Genomic DNA, 24,903 nt, shown 5'->3' on the forward strand with positions numbered 1-24,903 from the left:
GATCGAGGTCGAGCAGGCCTACTACGCTGACCAAGAATCAGGCCTGGCGGCAACCGCCCGACAGGGAAACCGATAGGAACGAAACCCAGGCCGAATCAGAAACCGATAGGAACGAAACCCGGGCCGAATCAAGGCGCTGGCAGAATCAGGTATACGCGGCGTCTTCCTTCACGGCGTCCCATATGGCCTACGCGATCGACCCCACCACGTTGCGGAGATCGACCGCCTTCGCCGCGGGTTGGCTGCTCAGACCCCGCTGATCGACATCGGGATGGCGATCAAGGGACCGCAGTTGTCGAAGGCCGAGACAGCCGTCGCTGATCTTCGCGCCGCCGCGGAGCGCGGAGTGCTCGCTTCGATGCACCAGAGCGCTGGCGCACCCGGGCCCGCCTGGAAGGTTGTCACCGACGCCGGACTGTGGAACTCCAACGTCAACATCGTGCACGGCACGGGACTCTCGCGGGAGTGGGTCACCTCGCTCGTCGCGGCGGGAGTGACGTTCACCTCCACGCCAGAGAACGAGCTTGGCCAAGGTCATGTCACCCGACTGACCGAGCGGTTGCTCGCCATCGGCGCCGCACCGTCGCTCGGTACCGATACCGAGATGGTCGCACCCGGTGAGCTGCTGATCGCTGCGAGAGTCGCTTTGGCCGAGCAGCGCGCCCTTGGCCACGACCGGGCACGCAGGACGACGGGTCTCGGCGCTCCCAAGGTCGCCGTCACGGCCAAGCAGGCACTCGCCTGGGCGACGATAGAAGGCGCTCGTGCCCTCGGACTGGCTGACCGGATCGGCTATCTCGGCAAGGGCATGCAGGCGGACCTGACGATCATCGACGCACGCGCCCTGAACCTGTGGCCCGCGCACAATCCGATCGCGGCAGCTCTGCACGCCAACTCGGGCAACATCGAAGCCGTCATGATCGCCGGGCAGTGGCGCAAACGCGACCATGCACTGGTCGACGCGCCGATCGACGTTGCGAAGGCGAAGCTCGAGGAGTCCGGAGACCGACTGACCGCCATCCTGCGGAAGGACGGGGGCCTGCTCAAGCTACGCCGCGGCGTCGTTCAGCGAGTCGTCCAGAAATCGCTTCGCCAGCAGACGAAGCAGGGTGGCCCTATCGGGGAAGACCCCGATGATGGGGCGTTCGACGACCTCCCACTCGATGCTGAAGAGTCGGCAGCGCACACCGACGGTGCGGTCGAGAAGGGGTCAAGGGATGCCGAAGGCGATGGTCCTCGATAGCAGCCTCCCGGGCACGAGCGCCGAAGCGCTGCAGCTGCTCTCGAGCCGCGACTTCATCTGCACCCGCCACATGACGTCAGGCTGGGCCGAGGCCATGATCGAGCGACATGTCGCGACCGACAGCACAGTCGAATTCACCATACAGACACCCGTCACCCTCCTGTCGATCCCGCCCGATGTTCGGTCGCTCTTTCGCCATCCCGCTCTCATGACCCGCATGGAGCATTGGGTTCGGGGAGCCGACGAGATCCGTGGCACGTTTGGAATGAGCTGCACCGCCTTCCCATCCACATTCATCGGCACGTACCGCGCTCGCGATCGAGCAGGAGGCATCGACCTCCACTTCGAAGCGGAGGTGCGAGTGCCTGTCGTGATGGTCGGCGCCCGGCTGGAACGGGCCTGGATCGATGCCTTCGTACCGAGGATGAAGAGGGAACTGGCGATCTGGGCGACGCACTTGGAGCGCGTGGGCGAGCAGATCACAGGATCCGAGCGCAGAACCCGGAGGCGTGACCGCGCGACCGCAGCCTGATCTGCGGAGGACCGATGCGATCGTGTCGGCCCTCCCCGACGGTGAGCCAAGGTCACGATCCAGCACGAGCTCGGCGCACCGAAGGCGATCCCGGTCTGCAAGGGGCTGTAGTCGAGCACGAGCTGGAGGTAGTAGGTCAGAGTCCGCACCGTTCACGCCGACACGCGCGGCCCAGACGGCTGCGCATCCTGGCCGACGGAGAGGCCCGCTCGGGCCACACACAGGTGGAACGGTACGAGATCACCGTGGAAGCACGTGATCCCCGAGGTCTCGAGCTGATCGGACTTCCCTTCGAACTGTGGTGGCGCCCGGAGATCGGTCACCGTACGCCACACCGCTCAGGTGAGCAGCTCCCTCATCTGGCCGGCGAGGATCAGCGTGGCGCGGCGCGGCGCCAGTCGCGAAAGGCGGTCGAGCATGGTGACGTCCTTGCCGATCGTCACGCGGTAGCTTCGCTTCTCGATCGCGGCGACGATCTGGCGCGCTGCCTCCTCGGGGCGTGTCGGCTCGGGGGCTTTGCGTCCCGTGCCGCCCATCGTGGGCATCGTGACGCCGGAGTTGGCGGTGATGTCCGTCGCGATCGCGCCCGGGAACACCACGGTGGCGGTGACGTTCGTGCCCTGCAACTCGGCGAAGAGCGCTTCGGTGAACAGCTTCACCGCGGCTTTCGACGCACCGTAGGCGGCCTGCCCGGGGACGGGAGTCAGCGCGCCCATGCTGGAGATGTTGACGATCGCACCCTCCGGGCGCTGCCGGATCACCGGGAGGAACGTCTTCGTGGTGTTGACGACGCCCCAGAAATTGACGTTCATCACCCGCTCGATCACATCGAACCCGAGCTCGTCGATCGTCACGAACGGCTGGATGATGCCGGCGACGTTGACCAGTCCGTCGATGGCCGGGTGGAGCGCCGCGATGGCGTCGGGAAGCGCGGCCACTGCTGCTCGATCGGTGATGTTCACCGGGTGCGGCGAAAGCCGCTCCCCCACATCAGCCCGCCGCGCGGTCTCCTCCAGGCCCGCCTCGTCGAGGTCGAGCGCCGCGACCCGCGCGCCACGGGCGAGGAGCTCCAGCGTGAGTGCGCGGCCGATTCCGTTGCCTCCGCCGGTGACGACGAAGGTCTTGTCTGCGATCTGCATGAGTTCTCCTAGGCGTTGATCAGGGCGCCGCCGTCGGCGTGGATGTTCTGGCCCGTGATCCAGTGGCTGTCGTCCGAGGCGAGGAAGACGACGACGGGGGCGACATCGTCGTAGGGGTTGCCGGCGCGCCGGAATGGGTTCGCCACGAACGCCTTCTGCACGTGTGCGCGCGCTTCGGGGCTGAGCGAGGTGAGGCCGCCCGACGCGTTCTCGGTCAGGCCGTTGGGGCAGAGGGTGTTGACGCGGATGTTGTACTGGCCCCACTCACGGGCGACCACCCGCGAGAGTCCACGCACGGCTTCCTTCGACGCGGCATAGGGGGCATAGAATTCGTCGCCGGCGATGGCCGCCTCGGAGGCGAAGTTGATGATCGAGGCGCCCGCGCCCTCCTTGTCCCGCAGGTGCGGGAAGCACAGCTTCATCAGGTGCCAGTACGCGTAGACGGAGCTGCGCATCTCGAGGTCGAGGTCGTCGATCGTCTTCTCGAGGAACGGAGCTGGGATGGTGATCGTGTGGGCGTTGTTCACCAGGACGTCGATCGTTCCGAACCGGTCGACCGTCGCGTCGACGAAGGCGACCAGGCTGTCGTAGTCCATGATGTCCACGGTCATCGCCATGACCTCCGCGCCCCGTTCCTCGCAGAGCCGCGCGGTCTCGGCGAGCATCTCGGCATTGCGAGCGCAGATGGCGAGCGAGGCGCCCTCGGCGGCCATGCGGATCGCCTGCTGCTTGCCGAGGCCGCTGGAGCAGCCGGTGATGAGGACGACTTTGCCGTCGAGCTTTCCCATGATCGATTCCTGTCTGTGTTGTCTTGTCGGTGCGCGGCGATCAGCGGACCGGAAGGATGCCCTCGTCGTTGGAGAGGCCGGCCATGAGTTCGCCCGGCACGCGCTCCCGCAGGACGTCGATGGCCCAGGCGTCGGCATCGGTCGTGATCTGGCGCACGACCTCGGGCTGCGACCAGAGGCCGATCTCACCGTCCGCGGCGAGCTTGAAGAGGTTGCCCGAGATCGCCGCGGCGTCGTCCGAGGCGAGATAGGCCAGGAAGGGGACCATGCCCTCCGCGGTGCGCTTCATCGCTTCCGGAGCACCCGCCTCGATCATCTCCGCGGGAACACCCTGCATCCTGTACGTCGCAGCGGCGTTGTACCAGGCACGCGTCTTCGCGAGCGGCGTGTATGCGTTCACGGTGATGCCGGTGCCGCGGAGGTCGCCGGCGGCGGCCTTCGTCAGGGCCACAATGCCGGCGTTCGCGGCACCGTAGGCCGCGTACCCCTGGAGGCCGAGGAACGCGTCGGATGACGAGTTCAGGATGCGCCCGTAGCCCTGCGCCTTCATGTGCGGCAAGGCGTGGTGAATCAGGTTGAACGCGCCCTTCAGCTTCGACACGACGCTGATGTCCCAGAGGTCCTCATCCATGTCGGCGATGTTCCCGACCCAGTTCGAGGAGGCGTTGTTGACGATGATGTCGATGCGGCCGAAGCTGTCGATCGCGGTCTGCACCATCCGGCCGGCGGTCGCGAAGTCGCCGACATCACCGAAGAACGGCACGGCCTGTCCGCCCCCGGCCACGATCCGGTCCGCCGTCGTCTTCGCGTCGCCCTTCACGCTCTCGAGCGCGGCGCGCTCTTCATCGGTGAACGGGATCTCGGTCTTCTCGAACGCGTCGAGGGAGGAGCCGGGCTTGCGGTTGTTCGTGATGACCTTCGCGCCGTGCTCGGCGAGGCACAGAGCGACGTCGCGCCCGATCCCCTGACCCGATCCGGTGACGATCGCAACCTTGCCCTGCACCAGTTCAGACATGCCGTTCAACTCCTCTTCCGTCGGCAGCACGGTGCGCACCGCCGTTCCTCAAGACTTCCGCGGCGACGCGTGCTTGTCATCGTCCGGTGAGATCGACCGATGTACTCCATTTGAAGTAGGGCCGCGAAGTTTGCTTGATCTGTCCGCATCGCCGGTTGATCGGCGTGCCCCCGGACCCGCATCGGAGTGGCCCGGACCGCGACAATGGGAGTCATGTCGATCCCGGAGCCCGAGCGCGTCGAGCTTCCCCCGTGGTACCTGAGCAGCCGAATGCTCGATCGAGTATCCGTCGCTGGGGGAACAATCGCATGCGTTGTGCAGGTTGTCGTCCTGATCTGGACCGGCGCCGGACCGGCGGGGTATGGCGCACTGGCATTGCTGATCGCTGGATTCGCGCTGAGCCGGTGGTTCGGAGTATGGGGACTCATCCCGGCCGTTCTGGGCGCTGTTCTCGGGATCACGTTGTCCGACGGCTACACAGCTGGGTGGATCGTCGTTCTGTCGATCATCTTCTCCGCAGGGCTGCGCGGGCCGGCCGTCTTCATCGGCGGGACCTTGGCCGGGCTGGCGCTCTATTTCGCCACCGTGGGCGCCGAAGCATCCGGGTTCGACGATCCTCTGGCGTACGTGGCGCTGAGCACTACAGTCGCCGCCGCGGCGACCGGGTACGCGATCCGGGCGCACGAGATCTACCTGCTGACGCTCCATCAGCGCGCCCAGGATGTGATCTCCTCCCGGGATCTGGAGGTGACTCGTCGAGTGGCCGAGGAGCGCTTGCGCATCGCACAGGACCTGCACGACGTGGTCGGCCACGAGATCGCCGTCATCGGCACGAACCTCGGAGTCATCGACGTGCAGCTGCCGCCGGGCGCCTCAACCGAGCGCGCAGCGCTGGCGAATGCGCAGAGCGGCGTGCGGCGGGTTCTGCAGGAGACGCAGCGCATTCTCGGCGTTCTCCGGCGCGGCGACAAGACGAGCGGCAACACGCTCATGCTGCCGACGATCGAACGCATTCCAGAGCTCGTCGAGAACCTCGAAGCATCCGGCGGTGAGGTCCGGCTCATCATGCCCGATGGCGAGATGTCGATTGATCCGTCCGTGAGCGTCGCCGCGTTCCGAATCACGCAAGAGGCTCTGACCAATGCGCATCGGCACGGGTCCGGTCCCGTGGACGTGGGCATCCACGTTTCCGGCATGAAGCTGATCATCGACGTGGAGAACAGCGTCGCCGCCGATTCCCGCCGCGCGGTCGGTGGTCGTGGCTACGGTCTGATCGGCATGCGTGAACGGGTGGAGGCCGCGGGCGGGCTCCTCGACATCCACTCCGACGACGAGATCTTTCGCGTCACGGCGACGCTGAGGACCGATGGCGGGTCCGTCCGATGATCCGGATCCTCATCGTCGACGACCAGGAGATGATCCGGGTCGGCCTGCGAACGATCTTGGAGTCGCAGTCCGACATGGAGGTCGTTGCGGACGTTTCCGACGGCCTCCGGGCACTGGAAGTGCTGTCGACCGAGCAGGTGGACGTCGTCCTCTTGGACCTGCGCATGCCCGGGATGGATGGAGTGCAGACCACCAGCCGAATCCGGGAGTCGGAGGTCGGTGAGAGCGTCCGGATCGTCATCCTCACAACCTTCGACCAAGACGAGAACGTGCTGGCAGCCCTGCGCGCCGGTGCCAACGGCTTCCTCAGCAAGGGGGTGACTCCGGCCGAGCTGCTCGGCGCCGTCCGAGACGTCGTCGCAGGTGGCGGGGCGCTCTCTCCCGCAGCCGCACGCGCCCTCATCGAGCACGTCAACGATCTGCGCAGCCCGGGCGTCGTCGTCGAACTCGCGGCACGGTTCGACGCGCTGACGGCCCGGGAACGCGATGTCGTCGCCGCGATCGCGCGCGGACGGAGCAACGACGAGATCGCGGCGGAGATGTTCGTCTCTCCCTACACGGTCAAGACACATGCCAGCCGCGCCATGCTGAAGGTCGGCGCACGGGACCGCGCGCAACTGGTGTCCTTCGCTCTCCTGTCCGGGTTGCCGGCGTTCAGGCCGCCCGAATAGGCACGGCGCCCTTCACCCCCCATCGACTCATTCAGGCGGTGCGGAGAGGGACGTTGCCCCGCATTCCCCACACGATGTTGGAGTGCAGCTGATTCAGCAGTGGGTCGGAGCAGGAGAACCATCCGATGCGTTCGAGATCCGATCCGATGACCACCGCGCGGATCGCCGTTGCCAACTCATCGTCCGAGCCCGACCAGCCGTCCACCTCGACGTAGCGGATCCCATGGAAGGTCAGCGTCGGCTCGAAGACGTCGTGTCCCCCCGCTGAGCACGTATCGATCGGTGACCTTCGCGGTCCGAAGCGGCCGCAGCCCGATCTCCTCGTGCTCGAGCACTTCGGCGTGGCGAAGGGTCACCGCGTGACCCGCGCCACCCCTGACCTCGAGTTGGATGTCCGGGCGTTCATCGTCTGGACGCTGATCGACAACTTCGAATGGAGTCTCGGTTTCGCCAAGCGTTTCGGTCTCTACCGAGTCGAATCAGGCTCGCTTCGCCGTATCCCGAAGGACAGCGCCGTGTGGTTCCGGGACGTGATCGCCGCGCGCGACACCGCGGTACCTGCACCGGCGTGAACCGGCACGATCGTCCGGCGTCCGGCGTCCGGCGATCGCGACGCCGTTCGCGCGTTCGCGATGGTGTCGGAGTAGCGACCGCGACGGGGAATCCGCTATCGAAGCCCGGTCCAACCGGTTGCCGTCCCGCCAGGCCCGTCGGAGCCCACGACGCGAGAAACTGCACACGATCCAATTTGGCAATCGCTTGCTATTTTCGTGACTGCGAGGTTTACTTGGTCTACGCACCCCGCTTGCGGACCAAGACAGCACGCAGGAACCCCTGCAGGTCGCACTGACAAAGGAGTTGGATGATGGCGAAGACCCGAGCCGAGAGGGCCACGGATCCGGATCGGCTGCCTGCCGGCAAATTGATGGCGTGGGCTGGAGCGGGAATGTCCGCGGCCGCGAACTTCATCGTGCTCGGCTATCTCTCGATCTACGCCACGGATACGCTCGGCATCTCTGCCGCCATGGTCGGTGTGATCATCCTCGTGAGCAGCCTTGCGAACGTCGTCGGCGGTCTCGTTGCGTCCTGGATCGTCGACCGCAGCCCTGAGACGAAGTGGGGCAAGGCGCGCCCGTACGAGTTCGCGGTCATCGGCGTGTGGCTGGCGACCTGGCTTCTCTTCTCGACGCCCGCCGGCCTCGGCGACGTCGGGCGCGTGGTGTGGATCTTCGCGATGTTCCTCGCGATCAACGTGCTCTTCGACACCCTGCTGCGATCGAACGACACGCTGTACATGGCGCGAGCCTTCGCCAACCGTCGCGTCTACGCGAAGGTCTACACGCGAGCCGGCATCTTCACGACCATCATGGGCATCATCATGACCGTCGGGCTCCCCGTGGCACTCAGCTGGGCGGACAAGGACCCGGCACGCTGGTCCATCGTCATGGGCGCCGTCGCCATCCCGCTGGCCGCGCTCGGCATGACCCGCTTCCTCTTCGTCAAGGAGGAGTACCAGACCGCCGACACCGGCGCACCGCCGGTCAAGGTCCGCGACCTCCTCGCCACGCTCGGCGCCGGGAAGTGGATCTGGCTCATCGCCGGCCTGTTCTTCCTGAACAGCGCGATCAATGGCGCGAACATGATCTCGTACTACTTCCGCTACATCGTCGGCGACCTCGCCCTCCAGGGCATCGTCGCAGGCGCAGGTGTACTGATCCTCCCCCTCATCCTGCTCTTCCCCAAGCTCATGAAGCGCTTCGGGATCTCGCAGATCATCATCGTCGGCTGCACGCTCGGCCTCATCGGCACCGGGTTCTACTTCTTCGCCAACGGCAGCATCCCGCTGCTCATGGTCGGCGGCATCCTCGGCGGTCTCGCCTCCCTTCCCCTGTCGTACCTCGGCGGCGTCATGATCCTCGACGTCTGCGCCTTCAACGAATGGAAGGGCAAGCGCCGCCTCGAGAGCACGATGGGAGCCGTCACGGGCGTGATGGGCCGGATCGGCATCGGCATCGCAGGCCTGGTCGTCGGTCTCCTGCTCAGTGCGTCCGGTTACGACGGCACCACCGACGTGCAGACGGAGGCGGCGAACAACGCGATCGTCGGCCTGTTCGCCGGCGTCCCGGCCTTCGTGTTCCTCGGCATCATCGTCCTCATGTTCTTCTACCTGCACTTCGACCTGAAGATCCTGCCGCAGGTGAACGCCGACCTCGACGCGCGCCGAGCCCAGGCCGCTGCCGACGCGATGACCCGCGAGGAGGAAGACGCCGCGGTTCCCCTGACCGCCGCGGCAGCGATTCCCGGCGAGCAGGCGAACCCGCCACACGACATGTGACCCTCGCCCCTGCCGCGCCTGGAGGCGCCGACCGCTCCCGCGGCCGGCGCCTCCAGTTCGTTCCTCATCGATCGTTGGAGTGACGGACGGGTAAGGGTACCCGTTCCCGGGTCTGCGGTCCGAGGGGTCGCGGACACCAGCGGTACCGCCACTCCGACCCCCGGCCGCCGGGGTCCGCGAGGATCACCGACGTGACGCCGCGGCGACCCGCCTCAGCGGCCGAGCACCAGTCGGACGGTCGCCCATCCGTCGAGCTCGAGCAGGTCGAGCTCACCACCGCTCGCCTCCGCGCACGACCGGGCGATGTCCAGGCCGAGCCCGGTCGAGCCGCGGTCGCTACGTCCGCGCTCGAGCGCCTCCGGCGGTACGCCGTGCCCGCGGTCGCGCACGTCGACCGCGATGCGCCCGTCGTGGAGGTCGGCGACGACGACTGCGACGGGGGTGCCGTCGGCGGTGTGCGCGACGGCGTTCTCGAGCAGTGCGTCGAGCGCAGCCGACAGGTCCTCCGACGAGCACCTCACGAGCGCCTCCCCCGCGGTCTCCGTGCTGATGGATGCCTCACGGCCCTGGTCCTCCATGAGGGGTGCCCAGTAGGCGAAGCGGTCGCGCGCGACCGTCGCTGCGTCGCACGACGGCATGGCCCCTTCGCGTTGCGGACGTCGTGCCGCCCGGATCACCGCGGTCAGCGTCCGTTCGAGCTGGGCGACGTGGAGCTCGAGCTCCGCCTTGCCGGATGAGGCGGGAAGCGCCTCGACGTCGAGCCGGACTGCGGTGAGGGGCGTGCGCAGTCGGTGCGAGAGATCGGCAGCCGTCTCACGCTCGAACTGCAGCAACTCCTCGATTCGCTCCGCGAGCCGGTTGAGGGCGTCGCCGACCCTGCGGACCTCCGGAGGGCCGGCGTCCGGCACTCGAGCGTCGAGGTCGCCGTTGGCGAGGCGATCCGCCGTGACGGCGGCGGCCGCGAGGTGTCGGGTGACCCGGCGGGCGATGAGCAGGGCCACGATGGCGACGACGACCAGCACGCCGAGCGCAGCGGCCGCCAGCGTCCCCATCCGTGCGGCGACGGCGCTCAGCCAGGCCGACGTACTCGCGTCGGCGCAGACGGTGAAGATGCCGGCCGCGGTCTCGGTGGTCAGGACGACACGACGTCCGCCGTCGATGGGTTCCACTGCAGGAGGCCCGCCGTCGGGTGAGGATTCGGCCGTCGGGCCGTCGCGCGGCGGGGCGCCGGCGTCGCGGTCCGAGGTCGCGTCCACTGTGCACGCGACCTCCGACTGGGCCCCGAGGACCTCGCCGTCGGGTTGCACGACCGTCACCGCGACACCCGTGAACCGTTCGTCGACCTGCTCGAGCTCGTCGGCCACGCTCTCGGCGTCATCCGCTCCGGCATCGATCGCGACGACCACCGACTCCGCGGCGAACTGCGCGCTGCGGTCGGCGTCCTCGCGAGCATCCTGGCCGACGATGAGTCCCACGGGGATGGAGAGCAGCACCAGGACGGCGACGGCGGAGCCGACGCCGAGCGCGACCATCCTGCTGCGCAGGGTGGCGTTCACGCCTCGCCGCCGACGGGGTCCACGAGCTTCACGCCCACGCCACGGACGCTGTGGAGGTACCGCGGTTCCGCTGCGGTCTCACCGAGCTTCCTCCGCAGCCAGGAGAGGTGCACGTCGACGGTCCGGTCCGCGCCGCCCCAGGGCATCTGCCAGACCTCGCTCAGCAGTTGGCGCTTGCTGACCACCTGTCCGGCGCGGGCGGCGAGCGCGAGCAGCAGGTCGAACTCCTTGCGGTTGAGCATGAGATCAACCCCGGCGAGGCTCGCGGTCCGGGCCGGCGGATCGAGGACGAGGTCGCCGACCACGACGCGACGGTCTGCGGCATCCGTCGTCGAACCGGATGCGGCCGCGGCGCGGCGCAGTACGGCGCGGATGCGTGCCATGGCCTGCGCCGCCGAGAAGGGCTTCACGAGGTAGTCGTCGGCGCCGGCGTCGAGCAGGCGGACGATCTCGGCGTCGTCGTCGCGCGCGGTGGCGATCACGACCGGGACGTCGCTCGTCGCGCGGAGCATCGTGAGCACGTGCGAGCCGTCGAGGTCGGGCAGCCCGAGGTCGAGCATGATCGCCTCCGGCTGCTCGACCGCGAGCGCCTTCATCGCGCCCACTGCCGTGTCGACCGCGGTCACGCTCGCCCCCTGGTCCGTCAGGCCGCGGGTGAGGGCGGCCCGGATCGCCGGATCGTCCTCCACCAGCAGGATTCGCGGCATGACCTCAGGGTAGCCTTCGGGGCCGTGCGCAATGGTCAACGTCATCGGACGAGCTCGGTCGGCGGCGACCCGAGGGACGTCTCCCGCTCGCCCCCCGCGACCGCTCGGGACGCCCTCCGCTCGAGGAGGCGCCCGTGCACGACGGCGGCGGTCGCGAGCGCGGCGAACGTGACGGGTACCGTCCACGAGGTTGCGATCAGTGCCTCCTCGACACCGGACAACGGGTCGGTGATGAGCCCGATCCGATCCAGGACCCATGCGGTCGCGGCGACGACCGCGATCCCCGCCGCCGCGAGGCGCACCGGCGCGTACCACCGCGTCCGTGCCAGGACGAGCAGGGAGGGGAGGACGAGCGCGATCGCGGCGAGCTGCGCCAGCTCGATGCCGACGTTGAACGCCAGGAGCACGGGCCACGACGCGTTCCCGTCGAAGCCGAGGTCGGCGAGGATGCCGGCGAACGCCAACCCGTGGATCAGCCCGAACGCGGCGGCGATGATCACCTCTCCCCGCCGCACGAGCGGTCGCATCGCATGGATCGCGGCGATGCCCACCGAGACCGCGATGAGGATCTCCACGGGCTGGCTGGGAACGTCGACCCATCCCATCGCGGCGGCGATCAGCGTGATCGAGTGGCCGGCCGTGAACGCCGTCGCGACCCTGACGACCGACCACACGCTGTCGCGCACGGGTCGCGCCTCGCCGGCCCGGCTCCGCCAACGCCCGGCGAGCGCGATCAACGGCGCAGGAAGGAGCAGGGCGAACACGAAGAGCAGGTGATCGGCCCCGTCCATCACGTGGTGGTATCCGCTGACCACCATGTCGAGGATCCCCGGATCGGCCGACGCCGCGGCATCCGTGACGTCGCCGATCGTGACCGCACCCTCCGCCTCGGTGATCACCCCGGCCAGGCCGATCGAACCGTCGGCATCCGTGACGACCACGGTGACCTCGTGACCGACGCCGTCGGCGATGATGCCGTCGAAGCCGAACGTGAAGTCCCCCGGGTCGGCGCCGACCGGGTCGAGGGTCACGTCGACGGACAGTACGGCGACGTCCTCGATGGTGGTCACGGTCGCCTCCCCGAACGTCTCGCCCCATGAGGACCCGTCGGCGCCGGTGGCGGTCAGGTGCTCGGCGATGTAGGCGACCAGGTCGTCGGCATCGGTCGCGACCGTCGACGGGTCGGCCGCGTAGGCGGTTCCGAGCGCCTCGTCGAGGGCGACGAGCGGGATCTGGATGGTGCCGTCGACCGAGTCCGCACCGACGGTGAGCGTCACGGCGGTGCTGTCGACGGAGTGCGCGTACGCCGCGGTCGGGGCGAGGGCGAGCAGGGCCGCGGCCGTGACCGCGATGAACGCGGCCACGGCCCGTCGGCCGGCTCGAGCGAGGCGGGACATGGCGATCTCCTGCGGGCGGATGACTCAGCCCTCGAAGTTCACTCGCTCGGTGAACGCCTCCTCGAGCTGGGCGAGGTAGTCGTCGGCCTGGTCCTGCGTGATGATGCCGTCCTCGAGCGCCTGGTCGATGACCGGGGAGAAGTCCGCCACGAGCGCGTCGATGAGGGCCTGCGGGTCGATGCCGAGGTCGGTCGCGACCGCGGCGAGGTTCTGGCCGGCGTCCATTCGCGCGTGCAGCTCGGCGTGGCTGATGCCGAGCACCTCGTCGAGGACGCTCTCGATCGGCTGGTGCCCGCGGTGGATGCCGAGCGACGCGTCGCCGAGCGCGGTGTCGATGAGCGCGTCGAGATCGGCCGTCGAAGTCGCGACGGTGCCCGAACCTGCCTCACCGCCGGGTCCGCCGCCGTCAGGACCGCCGGCGGGCATCGATGCGGCGTCCTCGGAGGTGCTGCTCGCCGTGCTGTCGGTGGTCGTGCTGTCGGCGGCAGACGTCGACGACTCGGTACTCGCCGCATCCGTGGCGGCGACGGCTGTGCAGCCGACGAGCGTGAACGCCGCGATGGCGAGCGAAGCGGTGGCGAGAGCCTTCTTGATGTCCATGTGGATGTCTCCTCGTGTCGGCCGGGATCGATCTCCCGGTGACATCCACGTTCGTCGGCGTCGGTTCAGCTGCACGCCAAGGATCCCTCAAGGGAATCTCAAATCTTCCGGAGTAGAGGCTTCCGGGCTCGCCTGAGCTCGCGCTCGGCCCGGACCGGTCCGCCAGCGGTGACGGTGATCGCGGCGTCGACGCGTCCGCTCGCGATCGGGGCGGGCAGGGCGGCCATGGCGGCCGACCGTTCGGGCGAGTCGAGGTAGAGTGCTCGGCCCTCGCGAACCCGTCAGGTCCGCCCGGCGTCGACACGGCCCACACGAACTCCCCCGAAGCGGGAACGGCGCAGGCGAACTCGATCTCGAAACCTGCCGCGCGGCGGGCCGGAACCGTGCGTGATCACGGCGATGGCCGACGAGTTCGGCGGGCCCATCCCGATCGGGCCGTTCGCGATCATCGGCGACGACTCGATCGGCCGGGGCATCGTCGAGACGCTCCGCGGCCACCGGTCGCGTGCGGTGCTGATGCAGAACCACGGGCCGTTCACGATCGGCGCCAACGCCAAGGACGCGGTCAAGGCCGCCGTCATGGTCGAGGACGTCGCTCGTACCGTGCACCTCGCGCGCGAGGCCGGCCCGCTGATCCCGATCCCGCAGGACTCGATCGACCGCCTGTACGACCGGTACCAGAACGTCTACGGTCAGGCCTCCGACGCACGTCGCTGAATTGAGCTCGGCGACAGTCGGCTGACGGTCGGCACGGGCTGAACATCGGCATGGAAGCACCGCACTCCCTCGTCGCGCACGCCGAGACGCTCGAGATACGAGTTGGAGAAGACCCCGTCCGGGTCGAGCTCCTGGTAGAGCGTGCGCGCCAGCGACAGCCTCGGGTACGCGGCCGAGATGCGTGCGGCGTCGAAGGCGTTCCACTTCCCCCAGTGAGGTCGGACGTCGTAGGAGGCGAGCGCGTCCTCGATGCGCGGCAGCAGGGCCCGTACCGCGTCCTCGTGCTGCTTCCAGGTGAAGTGGATGCCGACGGTGTCGCGGCCAGACGCCGGCCCGAGCCAGCTGCCGTCGGCGGCGATCGTCCGGAGCTCGGTGACGATCAGGTGCGGGTCGATCTCGGCGGCCAACCCCCGCACCGCGGCGATCGCGGCCGGCGCATGCGTCCGCGGCACGAAGTACTCGGACTGGATCTCCTCGCCGAAGGACGGCGTCTCTTCGAGTCGGAAGTGCGGCATGCGGAGCATCCAGGGCCCCTCGCTGCCGTCCTGCGGGGTCCAGCTCGCCCCGTCGAACCGCTCGCTCGGATCGGCCTCGCGCATCGTCTCGAGCACGGACGTGTCGAACGTCGAATCAGTCCGTTGCTTCACCAGCACGTGCTCGACCGCCGGTGCGCCCCAGTGGGTGAACACGCTGACGCTCGTCCCGCTCGCGGTGACGTCGTCGAATCGTGCGGCCAGCACGTCCCAGTCGAGTCCGACGTAGAGGCGCTGACTGACCCGGTAGCTCGGCTGCACCGCGAGCTCGATCCTCGTCACCACGCCGTATGCGCCGAGGCCGACGACGAACCCCCCGAAACGCCAGTCGTCCGACTCGACGCGCTGAAGCGAGCCCGTCGCGTCGACGAACTCGATCGCGGTGACGGCGTCGGCGAGCATCGCGAGCCGGTCGCCGGAGCCGTGGGTGCCGGTCGACATGGCGCCGGCGACGGAGATGTGCGGGAGCGAGCCCATGTTGTGCAGCGCGAGTCCGCGCTGCTCGAGCCAAGCGGCGAGTTCGCCGTAGCGGATGCCGCCACCGACGGAGACGGCGTCTCGGCGGGGCGTCAGTCGCGGCTCAGGAGGGATGCCGACGACGGAGACGAGCGTGCCCTCGGTGTCGGCGATCTCGTTGAACGAGTGCCGGGTCCCGAGCGCGCGGACGGCACCCGGCCGACTCCGGAGCAGGTCCTGCACCTCCGACACGGACCGTGCCTCCAAGAGACGGCGCGCGCCGAAGCGGTGCGTCCCCGACCAGGTCTGCCCGACGTCGCTCATTCCACTCCGCGCTGGGCGACGACCGCGACGCCCTGGGGCGCAAGGACGAGGCCGGATGCGCTCTCGCCGGTCAGCACGTCGATGCCCGCGAGGTCGAGCTCGGCGTCGTCGGACCCGTGGTTGATGATCACGACGAGCTCGCCGCGAGGGATGACCTCGAGCGGCCCCCCCGCCCCGACCGGGTCGGAGGGGGCGATGCCCGCGTCCTCGAAGATCGCCGCGGCGAGGCGTGCCAGCGCGTCCGGCTCGGGCAGGGTCGCGACGTACCATCCAGCACCGCCGCCCGAGGCCCGCCGGGTCACTGCGGGCCATCCGGCGAGGGCCCCCTCGGTGAAGGTCGACAGCGCCTCCGCGTCGTCGAGGCGCACGAACTCGGCCCACGTCGTGCCGAGTGCGTCGCCACCGAGCAGGTCGCCGGAGATCGGGACCTCCGGCGCCTCGCCCTGACCGGTCGCCCGCAGGTCGGGTGGTGCGGGTGGTGCGAACTCCTCGATGCGGATCCCGAGGGCTTCGCGCAGCGGTGCGCCGAGGTACCCGCCCAGGCGGATGTGCAGGTGCTCGTCGGTGATCGCGGTGCCGAAGCCGGCGACGAGCGTCCCGCCGGATCGTGCGTAGGCGGCGAGGTTCTCCACCTGCTCGTCGGTGGCCACGAAGTGGGCGGGCGCGACGACGAGCCGGTATGCGGTCACGTCGGCATCGGCGCGGACGAAGTCGACCGTCACGCCGAGCGAGGTGAGCGCGCGGTGCCAGGCGAAGAGCACCTCGAGGTACGAGACCGTGGTCGGGGAGGCCGGCTGCTCGATCGCCCACCAGCTGTCCCAGTCCATCGCGATGGCGACCTGCGCGGGCACCCGGCTTCCCTCCAGGCCGACGCCATCGCCGCTCAGGCGCCGCAGCTCGCCGCCCAGCTGTTCGATCTCGCGCCAGACACGCGTGTCGGTTCCGCCGTGCGGCACCATCCCGGAGTGGAACTTCTCGGATCCCGCTTCCGATTGCCGCCACTGGAAGAACAGCACCCCGTCGGCTCCACGCGCGACCGCCTGGTACGACCAGGCGCGCATCATCCCAGGGGCCTTGGGCGCATTGCGCGCGCGCCAGTTCACGGCGCTCGGCGCCTGCTCCATGAGCAGCCAGGGCGCGCCCCCGCCGAGCGACCGCATGAGGTCGCGGACCATCGCGGCGTACTCCGCCGAGTTCGGGTCGGCAGGATCCGGGTACGTGTCGTCCGACACGATGTCGACCCGCGGCGCCCACTTCCAGTAGTCGACCGGCTTGAAGAACCCCATGAAGTTGGTCGTGATCGGCACATCGGATCCCTCGCGGATGACCGCGACCTCGGCCTCGTAGCATGCGAGCAGCTCGTCGCTCGAGAACCGGTCGAAGTCGAGCAGCTGGGTCGGGTTCCGGAACGTGGGCGCCGCACGCGGCGGCTCGACCTCGTCGAACGCGTCGTACCGCTGCGACCAGAACGCCGTCCCCCACGCGCGATTGAGCTCCTCGATCGAGCCGTACCGCGCCTCGAGCCAGGTGCGGAACGCCGCGGCCGAGACGTCGCAGTAGCAGCGGCTGACGTGGCATCCGTACTCGTTGTTGACATGCCAGAGCTCGAGCGCGGGGTGGTCGGCGTACCGCTCGACCATCCGCTCGACCAGCCGTCGCGCGTGCTCGCGGTAGACCGGCGAGCTCGGGCAGTACTGCTGTCGGCTGCCCACCGCGAGGCGCACGCCGTCCTCGGTGACCGGCAGCGTCTCCGGGTGCCGCTTCGCCAGCCAGGGCGGCGGGGACGCGGTCGCCGTGGCGAGGTCGACGCGGATACCGCCGGCGTGCAACCTGTCGAGCACGTCGTCGAGCCATCCGAAGTCGTACTCACCCGGGCGCGGTTCCAGCCTGGCCCAGGAGAAGACGGCCACGGTGGCGAGGCTGATGCCGCCGCGCTGCATGAGTTCGACGTCGCTGTCCCAGACGTCAGCTGGCCACTGCTCGGGATTGTAGTCGCCGCCGTACCAGATCGTCATGCCGGTGCCTCCTCGAGTGCGGGCTTCTGCCGTGGCCTCGGTGCCGTCGCGAGGCGGGTCATCCCTTCACGCTCCCGGTGGCGAGGCCGCTCTGCCAGTACCGCTGCAGGAACAGGAACGCGATGATCAGCGGCACGATCGAGATGAACGACCCGGTGATCACGGTCGAGAACAGCGCCTGGGACCCGCCGCCCGCGTTGGCGGCCGCCTGCAGTTGCGCGAGCCCGACCGTGATCGGGTAGAGGTCCGAGCTGTTCAGCATGATGAGGGGCAGGAAGTAGTTGTTCCAGGTCCCCACGAGGGCGAAGAGGAACACGGTCACGAGTGCCGGGCCGAGCAATCGCAGTCCGACCTGCCAGAAGATGCGGAACTCCCCCGCGCCGTCGACGCGCGCGGCCTCGATGAGCTCATCGGGGATCGCGTCGGCCGAGTACACCCGCATGAGGTACACGCCGAACGGGCTCACCAGCGACGGGATGATGATCGCCCACGGGGTGTTGGTCAGCCCGGCCTGCGAGAACAGCAGGTAGGTCGGCAGGGCGAGCGCCGTGAGCGGGATCATGATCGCACCGAGCGTCGCGCTGAACAGTGCCTTCCTGCCGGGGAAGTCGTACTTCGCGAACGCGTAGCCCGCCATGGCCGACAGCAGCGTCGCGCCGACCGCCGCTGCGCCGGCGTAGAGGACGGTGTTCAGGAGCCAGCGGGCGAAGATACCGCCGCGAACCGTGAACAGGGTCTGCAGGTTCTCGAAGAACGAGAAGTCGCCGCCGAACCAGAGCCCGAAGGTCGTGAACAGCGCCTGGTTGTCCTTGGTCGACGAGACGAGGAGCCACCAGAGCGGCAGGATGAAGTACACGACACCCAACCAGAGCAGCACCGTGAGGAGGAAGCTCCGGCGCTTCTCCGGATCGAAGTTCTTGGCGCGGCGAGCGCGCTTGGGGGCGCCGACGGTGACCGCGGCCCGGGTCTCGAGCGAGGTCATGAGGGGGTCTCCGTCTCGGCCAGGACACGTCGTTCGCGTCGCTCGGTCGCCAGCTGGAAGGCGTAGGAGAGCACGGCGATCACGATTCCGAGGAGGAACGCGATCGAGGCGGCGTAGTTCAGTTCGCGGTTCTGGAAGGCGAGGTTGTAGGCGTAGTAGTTCGGCGTGAACGACCGGGTGATCGCGTCGGGCGCGATCGCGTTGAGCAGGCTCGGCTCGGCGAACAGCTGGAACGTGCCGATGATGGAGAAGATCACGGTGAGGATGATGGCCGGGCGGATGGCGGGGATCTTGATGCTCCACGCGATCCGGAACTGGCCGGCGCCGTCGATCTCGGCCGCCTCGTACAGGTCGCTCGGGATCGCCCGGAGGGCCGCGTACATGATGATCATGTTGTAGCCGACGAACTCCCACGTGACGATGTTCATCATCGACCCGAGGATGTTTCCCGCCGAGAGGAAATCGGGGGTGCCCCAGCCGACCGCGCGGGCCACCTGGGCGAGCGGCCCGAAGTCGGGGCCGTAGAGGTAGCCCCACATGAGGGTGGCCACGACCGCGGGCACGGCGTACGGCATGAAGACGAGCAGTCGGACCCCCTTCGCGCCGCGCGCGCGGCCGCTGTCGAGCGCGAGCGCGAAGAGGAGCGCGAGGCCGAGCATGATCGGGACCTGGACGATGAAGAACAGGCCCATGCGCAGGAGGCTTCCGATGAAGGCGGAATCCTGGACGGCGCGGATGTAGTTGGCGAACCACGCGAACTGCTCGCCACCGATGAGCTTGCTCTCGAAGAGGCTCAGGTAGCCGGCGTACATCAGCGGGATGACGAGCATCGTGAGGAAGACGAGGAAGAACGGGAGGATGAACAGGTAGGCCGCGCGGTTCTGCCTGCGCTTGTTCGCGTTGCTTCGTCGAGCTGGAGCTGTTGAGTGGCGCTCGGCGGCGAGCGCCGGTGACTGCGACACGGTGGTCCTCACTTCGCTGTGATCGGGCCGACGGTGGCCCATCGGCGGGGTGGGGCGGGCGCCCGTCGTCGGGGCTCGACGGGCGCCCCGGGCTCACGTGCCAGGTGAGACCCCGGTGGGTGCCCGCCGCGGGGGGATCGACGGGCACCCGAGGGCTCACTCGACGGTGAAGCCCTGGTCTTCCGCGTAGCTCACGAGCTGATCCTGCCACTCGTCGAGGGCGGCGGCGATGTCGCCCTTCTCAGCCACCACGGAGCCGATCGTCTCCTCGTAGGTCGAGTAGACGTACTCCATGAACGGCACCCACTGGAAGTCGGTGTCGACGGTCTCGGAGATCTCCGCGAACAGCTTGTTGACCTGCTGGCCGCCGTAGAACTCCGACTCCTGGTCGATGAAGTCCGGGTTCTCCAGCACCGAGACCTGCGGCGGGTAGAGGAACTGCTCGGTGGCGAGCTTCATCGCCGACTCCTCGTCGTGGTTGATGAACTTCGCGAGCTCGTACGCCGCGATCGGGTTCTCGCTGGTCGCGAGCACCGCGTCGGAGGATCCGCCCCAGTTGCCCGAGACCTGCTCACCGGCGCTCCACTGCGGCAGCGGGGCCGCACGCCATAGGCCTGACGTGCTCTCCGCCGTGCCCTGGAGGAAGATCGGCCCCCAGGCTGCCGTCAGCCAGCCCGCGTACTTGCCGTTCGCGAGGCCCTGGTACCACTGGTCGGAGAAGTCCGTGTCGACCGAGATCAGGTCCTGCTGGATCAGGTCGGTCCAGTAGTTCGCGACCTCCTTCGCCGTGTCGTTGTTCACGTCGATGCCGACCGTCTCGGCCCCGTCGTACGTGAACGGCTGGACGCCGGCCTGCCACATGAAGCCGATCATCTGGCCGGCCTGCGTGGCGCCGAGGTTCGAGATGTAGGAACCGGTCTCGTCCTTGACGGCCTTGGCCGTCGCCGCGTAGTCGTCCCAGGTCTCGGGCGCCTCGGTGATGCCGGCCTCGCCGAGGATGTCCTCGCGGTAGAGGTTGCCCATCGGCCCCACGTCCTGGGGGATGGCCCAGACCTCGTCGCTCGGAGAGACCTGGTTCCAGGCCCATCCGACGTAGTCGCCCGAGATGTCGTCGGCACCGTAGGGGGTGAGGTCGAGCAGCGACTCGGTGAGCACGAACGACGGGATGTACTGATACTCGACCTGCGCGACATCCGGTGCGCCTTCGCCGGCCTCGAGGGCGCTGCGCAGCTTCTGGTAGTGCTCCAGTCCCTGCCCGACGTTCTCGACCGTGACGTCGATCGCGGGGTACTTCTCCTCGAAGAGCGCCACCTCGTTCTCGATGTCCGGAACCCAGGTCCAGAACGTGAGGTCGGTCGGCGTGTTCAGGGCCTCCTCGCGCTGTGAGTCGGTGATGGTGTCGGTGGTCGTCCCACCGTCCCCGCCGCCGCTCGGTGCGCAGCCGGTCAACACGAGACCGACGGTGGCAGCGCCGGTGACCAGCGCCAGTGCTGTCTTACGTGCCTTCTTCATCATTGACTCTTTCCGTGGTTGGAGGATCGCACGATCCCTTGGTGCTCACCGGATGAAGGTCCGCGCCGACCAGGCGTCCAGCGAGACATCGGTTCCCGCCGAGAGCTCTGCTCCGGCGGCTGGCTCGGTGACGGTCGTCGCGAGCGTGATCGATTGCGACTCCCACCCCCAGTTGAAGACGAACCAGGCTCGGCGTCCGCCGGGGAGCGAACCGGATGCCACCGTGACCGGCGACCGGACCTCCCCCGCGAGCTCGTCGCCGGCACCCGGTCGATCGGTCGCCCAGCCGATGACGGATCGGGCGAGCCCGGGGTCGGGCACGCAGCCGACCATCGTGACGCGTCCGTCGGCGACGGCATGGCTGGTCACGGCCGCGAAGGCCGAGAATCGCGGATGGTCGTATCGGGCGAGCACATCCGCTCCGTCGGCGATGAGGCCGTCGATCCACAGCAGCGCGGAGCCGTCGTCGATCTCGGGCCCACCGCGTTCACCCACCACCCCGACGGGGGCTTCGAGGTTCGAGTACTCCTCGTACCGCGCGCCCGCGAGGTCCGCGAGCCCCGGCGGGGCGACCTCGGTGCGAGCTCGGGCCTCGTCGTCCGCGTAGGCGGTCCGCGGTCCGAGGACGAGGTGCCCCCCGGCCGAGACGTAGTCCCGGAGCAGCTGCACATCGGCGTCGGTCGTCACGTACGCTCCCGCGGCGACGAGCACGGGGAACCTGGCGGCCAGCTCAGTCGCCCCCAGCTCGAGGGCCTGGTCGGAGTGGATCAGCCGGGACTGCCTGCCGGATTCGATGGTGCCACGGTGGAAGGCATCGACGATCCGCTCATACGACTGGTCGTCCGGTTCTCCGTCGATCCGCAGCGCCGGCATGAACTGGAGCGCGAATCGACTGGGATTCGACCAGAGGATCGCGACGTCCGCGTCCGGCTCGAACCCGTCGAGCGTGTCATCGAGCTTCGCGAGCTCGGCACCGATCTCGGCGACCTCGTGGTAGACGCGCCCAGGCACGAGGCTGTGCGGAAGCACGCCGCCCCAGTACGTCTCGAATCCGTAGGGCAGCGTGTGCCAGTGCCAGTACTCGACCATGGCCGCGCCACGCGAGATGAATGTGTAGGCGGCCTGCTTGAGTTGGCCCGGGTACGGCGGGAAGTTCGTGTCGGGCATGCCGATGGACTGCGCATTCGTCTCGGTGACGAGGTACCGCGCCTGCTTGGAGGCGTACATCCGGTCGGCCTGGCGGAACAGCGCGGCAACGCCGGTCGTCGTCCAGTGGCTCAGCTGGGTGAGCTCGAGCGACGCGTCCAGGTGATCCTGCATGCCGTAGTACGGATTGCCTGCGATCACGTCGAGTCCGCGCGCGAGGCGTTCGTCGTCGAGGGCTGGACGCCCGTACTGCAGGCAGGTCGTCACGAATTGGCCCGGCCTGCGGTACTCCCGGACGAGCTCGGCCTGCCACGAGATGAACTCGGTGGTGAGTGCCGCCTGGAATCGACGCCACGCGAGGTCGTACTGCGGGAAGGTGTTGCCGTCCGGCCGCCAGAGCTCGGACCAGTCGCCGAGGCGATGCGACCAGTAGGTCAGGCCCCACTCGCGATTGAGCGTCTCGACGTCGCCGTACTGCTCGCGCAGACGGTTCACGAACTCCTCGAAGACGTGGTCGTTGTGGAGGATCTGCAGGCCGGGCTCGTTGTCGACCTGGAACCCGATCACCGCGGGGTGGCCCGCATATCGACCGATCACCGCCCGGATGATCCGCTCCGCGTACCGGCGGAACACCGGATGGGAGAAGTCGACCTCCTGCCGAGCGCCCCACGGGATCGGCTCGCCGGTGCGCCGCTCGGCGGCGATCTCCGGATGGCCGACCTGCAGCCACGGCGGTACGGCGTATGTCGGCGTGCCCAGGATGACGCGGATGCCGCGGCGGTGGGCGCCGTCGAGCACCGGCTCGATCCAGTCGAGGTCGAACTCGCCGTCCCGCGGCTCCCAGGTCGACCACACGGACTCACCGACGCGGATGACGTTGACGCCCGCGTCGACCATGAGGTCCAGATCGGTCTCCGTCCGCTCGCCGCGGTGGTACTCCGCGTAGTAGGCGACGCCGAAGAGCAGACCGGTCGTCGGCTGGACTGGGATCTGGGAGGTCATCGGCGCTACTCCGTCGTAGTTCGGTGCGGTTCGGTCGCTGTTGCGAACGGCCGCCGTCGCTGATGTTGTCGACAACATCTTTACGAAACAAGAATGTGGTCGATAACATGGCTCTGTCAAGTCACATTTTCATGAATGTGCGTGTGCGGCACCCGTGTCGCGCACCTGCCTAACGATCCCCCACGAAGGGCCACGACATGGCCGATGCCACCGACTCGATCGGTACGTCCGCAGCGGATCCCGCGAGCGGGTCATCCGTGTCGCCGGCCGCCGCACCCGATCGGCTCAGGAAGGCTCCCACCATCTACGACGTGGCGAATGCTGCGGGCGTCTCCCACCAGACCGTGAGCCGATTCCTCAAGGGCTTCGAGGGCATCCGACCCGAGACCCGCGCGAAGGTCGTCCGGGCCCTCGAGGAGCTGGACTACCGACCGAACCTCACGGCACGATCGCTGAAGTCGGGCCGTTCCCACCGGATCGGTGCGCTCACCCACGAGATCTCGCAGGTCGGGCCCAGCCGGATCGCCGAAGGCGCGAGCGCGGCCGCCCGCGAGGCGGGATACGTCCTCGACCTCGTCTCGCTCGACGCGCACGATCCGAGGGCGATCGAGGAGTCGCTCGAGTTGATCACCCAGCACAACCTCGCAGGAGTCCTGGCACTCGCATCGACCGACGCGATGACCAGGGCCTTCGAGACCACCTCCTTCCGGGTCCCGGCCTTCATCGCCAGCGAATCGGACCTCAGCGCGGACGGGCGACCGAGCGGATCGGCGGGGGCCGGCATGCCCGCCCTCATCGATCATCTCGCCGAGCTCGGCCATCGTGACCTGATCCACATCGCGGGCCCGCAGGCGTGGTCCGCTGCGCGCAACCGCATCCGCGCCTACGCGGCCGCGGCGGAGCGGGCCGGCATGCGTTCGCGTGCGGTGCTTCGTGGAGACTGGTCCGCGAAGTCCGGATACGACGCGATCGACGGGCTCCGCGAGCTCCCCCGGGCGACGGCCTACGTCGCCGCCAACGACCAGATGGCTCTCGGCGCCATGCTCGCCCTCAAGCAGCGCGGCCTCGACATCCCCGGGGACGTCAGCGTCACCGGCGTCGACGACATCCCCGAGGCCGCCTACTTCGATCCGCCGCTGACCACGTTGCGCCTCGACTTCGAGGCTCAGGGCCGTGCGGCCGTCCACGAATTGCTGGCCCTCGTCGAACCGGAGGTCGCACGGCGCACGGCCGAGTCATTGCCGGAGCTGGTCGTCCGTGCGTCGACGGGACCCGCGGCATGAACGACCTCCGCGCGAGGCACCCGGAACGAATCGACCGATCCGCGATCAGGTCATCGGCGCCACCCTCATCCTGCTCGTGGTGCTCGGCCTCAGGATGCGGGGCCGGCGAGTGCCGACTCCGGGAGCGCCGCAGTCGATCCCGCCGGCGATGACCCACGTGTTCGGCCCGCTCGGCGGCTTCACGACGATGATCGCCAACGCTGCCGGCCCGGTGATGAGCCTCTACTTCATCGCATCCCGCCTGCCGGTGCAGGCCATCCTGGGCACCGCCGCCTGGTTCTTCTTCGTGGTCAACCTCATCAAGCTGCCGTTCTCGGTCGGGCTGGGGCTCATCACTCCGGCCTCCCTCCTGCTCGATCTCGTGCTCGTGCCGGCGCTCGTGGCCGGGGCGTTGATCGGTCGCGCGGTCGCGCGACGCATCTCGTTGCCCTGGTTCGAGCGGATCGTGCTGCTCCTGACGCTCGCGTCGGGTGTCAACCTGCTCGCACTCTGATCGAACGGCCGGTGCGCCGGGGCTCGCCCCCGGGAACGGGTCTCGCGTCGGCGCCGGCGGACGAGGAGGGCCATCGTGGAATGCGCATCGCGCCGCCCGACACCAGTGG

The 24,903-nt window shown here is 68.7% G+C and carries 22 protein-coding genes and 2 pseudogenes; 9 read left to right on the top strand and 15 right to left on the bottom strand.

Annotated elements, in window-relative coordinates; all coding sequences use genetic code 11:
• The first annotated feature begins 151 nt into the window (after positions 1-151).
• Positions 152-1,243 (top strand): amidohydrolase family protein, encoded by a 1,092-nt coding sequence (locus ABME01_RS14640; RefSeq protein ID WP_353829200.1) that lies wholly within the window; start codon positions 152-154, stop codon positions 1,241-1,243.
• The gene (locus ABME01_RS14645) at positions 1,218-1,775 is read left to right on the top strand and encodes a DUF2505 family protein (RefSeq protein WP_353829165.1); all 558 of its coding nucleotides are present in this window, start codon (positions 1,218-1,220) and stop codon (positions 1,773-1,775) included. Before ABME01_RS14640 ends, ABME01_RS14645 begins: the two co-directional genes overlap by 26 nt.
• Positions 1,776-2,113: 338 nt before the next feature.
• On the opposite strand, the gene ABME01_RS14650 is transcribed toward ABME01_RS14645, so the two are convergent.
• From ABME01_RS14650 to ABME01_RS14660, 3 genes are read right to left on the bottom strand one after another with little or no spacing between them, the layout of a single operon-like run.
• Positions 2,114-2,914: an SDR family NAD(P)-dependent oxidoreductase gene (locus ABME01_RS14650; protein WP_353829166.1), complete on the bottom strand. Its 801-nt coding sequence runs from the start codon at positions 2,912-2,914 to the stop codon at positions 2,114-2,116.
• 8 nt (positions 2,915-2,922) lie between these two features.
• Positions 2,923-3,702 (bottom strand): SDR family NAD(P)-dependent oxidoreductase, encoded by a 780-nt coding sequence (locus ABME01_RS14655; RefSeq protein ID WP_353829167.1) that lies wholly within the window; start codon positions 3,700-3,702, stop codon positions 2,923-2,925.
• 40 nt (positions 3,703-3,742) lie between these two features.
• On the bottom strand, positions 3,743-4,717 hold the full coding sequence (locus ABME01_RS14660) for an SDR family NAD(P)-dependent oxidoreductase (protein WP_353829168.1): 975 nt from the start codon (positions 4,715-4,717) through the stop codon (positions 3,743-3,745).
• Between the two features lie 213 nt (positions 4,718-4,930).
• Between ABME01_RS14660 and ABME01_RS14665 the strand changes: the two genes are divergently transcribed.
• On the top strand, positions 4,931-6,103 hold the full coding sequence (locus tag ABME01_RS14665) for a sensor histidine kinase (protein WP_353829169.1): 1,173 nt from the start codon (positions 4,931-4,933) through the stop codon (positions 6,101-6,103).
• Positions 6,100-6,774 carry a response regulator gene (locus ABME01_RS14670; protein WP_353829170.1) on the top strand — a complete coding sequence of 225 codons (675 nt, stop codon included), beginning with the start codon at positions 6,100-6,102 and terminating at the stop codon, positions 6,772-6,774. Before ABME01_RS14665 ends, ABME01_RS14670 begins: the two co-directional genes overlap by 4 nt.
• A gap of 31 nt (positions 6,775-6,805) precedes the next feature.
• Here ABME01_RS14670 and ABME01_RS14675 read toward each other — a convergent pair whose 3' ends face one another.
• Together ABME01_RS14675 and ABME01_RS14680 are read right to left on the bottom strand one after the other, a co-directional pair.
• A complete protein-coding gene (locus ABME01_RS14675; protein ID WP_353829201.1) occupies positions 6,806-6,979 on the bottom strand; it encodes an alpha-L-rhamnosidase-related protein in 174 nt (57 codons plus the stop codon).
• Positions 6,980-7,130 (bottom strand): annotated as a pseudogene (locus ABME01_RS14680) (family 78 glycoside hydrolase catalytic domain); the annotation flags it as partial.
• A 3-nt stretch (positions 7,131-7,133) separates the two neighbouring features.
• On the opposite strand from ABME01_RS14680, the gene ABME01_RS14685 reads away from it, so the two are divergent.
• Together ABME01_RS14685 and ABME01_RS14690 are read left to right on the top strand one after the other, a co-directional pair.
• Positions 7,134-7,346, top strand: a complete 213-nt coding sequence (locus tag ABME01_RS14685; protein WP_353829171.1) for a family 1 glycosylhydrolase — start codon at positions 7,134-7,136, stop codon at positions 7,344-7,346.
• A 353-nt stretch (positions 7,347-7,699) separates the two neighbouring features.
• On the top strand, positions 7,700-9,109 hold the full coding sequence (locus ABME01_RS14690) for an MFS transporter (RefSeq protein ID WP_353829202.1): 1,410 nt from the start codon (positions 7,700-7,702) through the stop codon (positions 9,107-9,109).
• A gap of 212 nt (positions 9,110-9,321) precedes the next feature.
• On the opposite strand, the gene ABME01_RS14695 is transcribed toward ABME01_RS14690, so the two are convergent.
• From ABME01_RS14695 to ABME01_RS14710, 4 genes are read right to left on the bottom strand one after another with little or no spacing between them, the layout of a single operon-like run.
• Positions 9,322-10,665: a HAMP domain-containing sensor histidine kinase gene (locus ABME01_RS14695; protein WP_353829172.1), complete on the bottom strand. Its 1,344-nt coding sequence runs from the start codon at positions 10,663-10,665 to the stop codon at positions 9,322-9,324.
• A complete protein-coding gene (locus ABME01_RS14700) occupies positions 10,662-11,372 on the bottom strand; it encodes a response regulator transcription factor (RefSeq protein ID WP_353829173.1) in 711 nt (236 codons plus the stop codon). The genes ABME01_RS14695 and ABME01_RS14700 overlap by 4 nt, the downstream gene beginning before the upstream one ends.
• A 41-nt stretch (positions 11,373-11,413) precedes the next feature.
• Entirely contained in the window at positions 11,414-12,769 is a 1,356-nt protein-coding gene (locus tag ABME01_RS14705; RefSeq protein ID WP_353829174.1) for a HupE/UreJ family protein, read from the bottom strand.
• Between the two features lie 24 nt (positions 12,770-12,793).
• Positions 12,794-13,369 (bottom strand): hypothetical protein, encoded by a 576-nt coding sequence (locus ABME01_RS14710; RefSeq protein ID WP_353829175.1) that lies wholly within the window; start codon positions 13,367-13,369, stop codon positions 12,794-12,796.
• Positions 13,370-13,735: 366 nt separating this feature from the next.
• Between ABME01_RS14710 and ABME01_RS14715 the strand changes: the two are divergent.
• Positions 13,736-14,086: pseudogene (locus tag ABME01_RS14715) on the top strand (class II aldolase/adducin family protein); the annotation flags it as partial.
• On the opposite strand, the gene ABME01_RS14720 reads toward ABME01_RS14715, so the two are convergent.
• From ABME01_RS14720 to ABME01_RS14745, 6 genes are all read right to left on the bottom strand, one after another.
• The gene (locus ABME01_RS14720; protein WP_353829176.1) at positions 14,062-15,399 is read right to left on the bottom strand and encodes an FAD-binding protein; all 1,338 of its coding nucleotides are present in this window, start codon (positions 15,397-15,399) and stop codon (positions 14,062-14,064) included. The pseudogene ABME01_RS14715 and the gene ABME01_RS14720 sit on opposite strands and share 25 nt — an antisense overlap.
• Positions 15,396-17,414: a beta-galactosidase gene (locus ABME01_RS14725; RefSeq protein WP_353829177.1), complete on the bottom strand. Its 2,019-nt coding sequence runs from the start codon at positions 17,412-17,414 to the stop codon at positions 15,396-15,398. The genes ABME01_RS14720 and ABME01_RS14725 overlap by 4 nt, the downstream gene beginning before the upstream one ends.
• Positions 17,415-17,472: 58 nt before the next feature.
• Entirely contained in the window at positions 17,473-18,396 is a 924-nt protein-coding gene (locus ABME01_RS14730) for a carbohydrate ABC transporter permease (protein ID WP_353829178.1), read from the bottom strand.
• Positions 18,393-19,358: a carbohydrate ABC transporter permease gene (locus ABME01_RS14735; RefSeq protein WP_353829179.1), complete on the bottom strand. Its 966-nt coding sequence runs from the start codon at positions 19,356-19,358 to the stop codon at positions 18,393-18,395. The genes ABME01_RS14730 and ABME01_RS14735 overlap by 4 nt, the downstream gene beginning before the upstream one ends.
• 156 nt (positions 19,359-19,514) lie before the next feature.
• Positions 19,515-20,870: an ABC transporter substrate-binding protein gene (locus ABME01_RS14740; protein ID WP_353829180.1), complete on the bottom strand. Its 1,356-nt coding sequence runs from the start codon at positions 20,868-20,870 to the stop codon at positions 19,515-19,517.
• A gap of 45 nt (positions 20,871-20,915) precedes the next feature.
• On the bottom strand, positions 20,916-23,018 hold the full coding sequence (locus tag ABME01_RS14745; protein ID WP_353829181.1) for a beta-galactosidase: 2,103 nt from the start codon (positions 23,016-23,018) through the stop codon (positions 20,916-20,918).
• 197 nt (positions 23,019-23,215) lie between these two features.
• Between ABME01_RS14745 and ABME01_RS14750 the strand changes: the two genes are divergently transcribed.
• Both ABME01_RS14750 and ABME01_RS14755 read left to right on the top strand, forming a co-directional pair.
• Positions 23,216-24,301: a LacI family DNA-binding transcriptional regulator gene (locus ABME01_RS14750; RefSeq protein ID WP_353829182.1), complete on the top strand. Its 1,086-nt coding sequence runs from the start codon at positions 23,216-23,218 to the stop codon at positions 24,299-24,301.
• Positions 24,302-24,395: 94 nt separating this feature from the next.
• Positions 24,396-24,794 (top strand): TSUP family transporter, encoded by a 399-nt coding sequence (locus tag ABME01_RS14755; RefSeq protein ID WP_436407444.1) that lies wholly within the window; start codon positions 24,396-24,398, stop codon positions 24,792-24,794.
• Positions 24,795-24,903 lie beyond the last annotated feature (109 nt).

Origin of the sequence: Agromyces litoreus, from assembly GCF_040496015.1 — a bacterium.
GTDB lineage: Bacteria > Actinomycetota > Actinomycetes > Actinomycetales > Microbacteriaceae > Agromyces > Agromyces litoreus.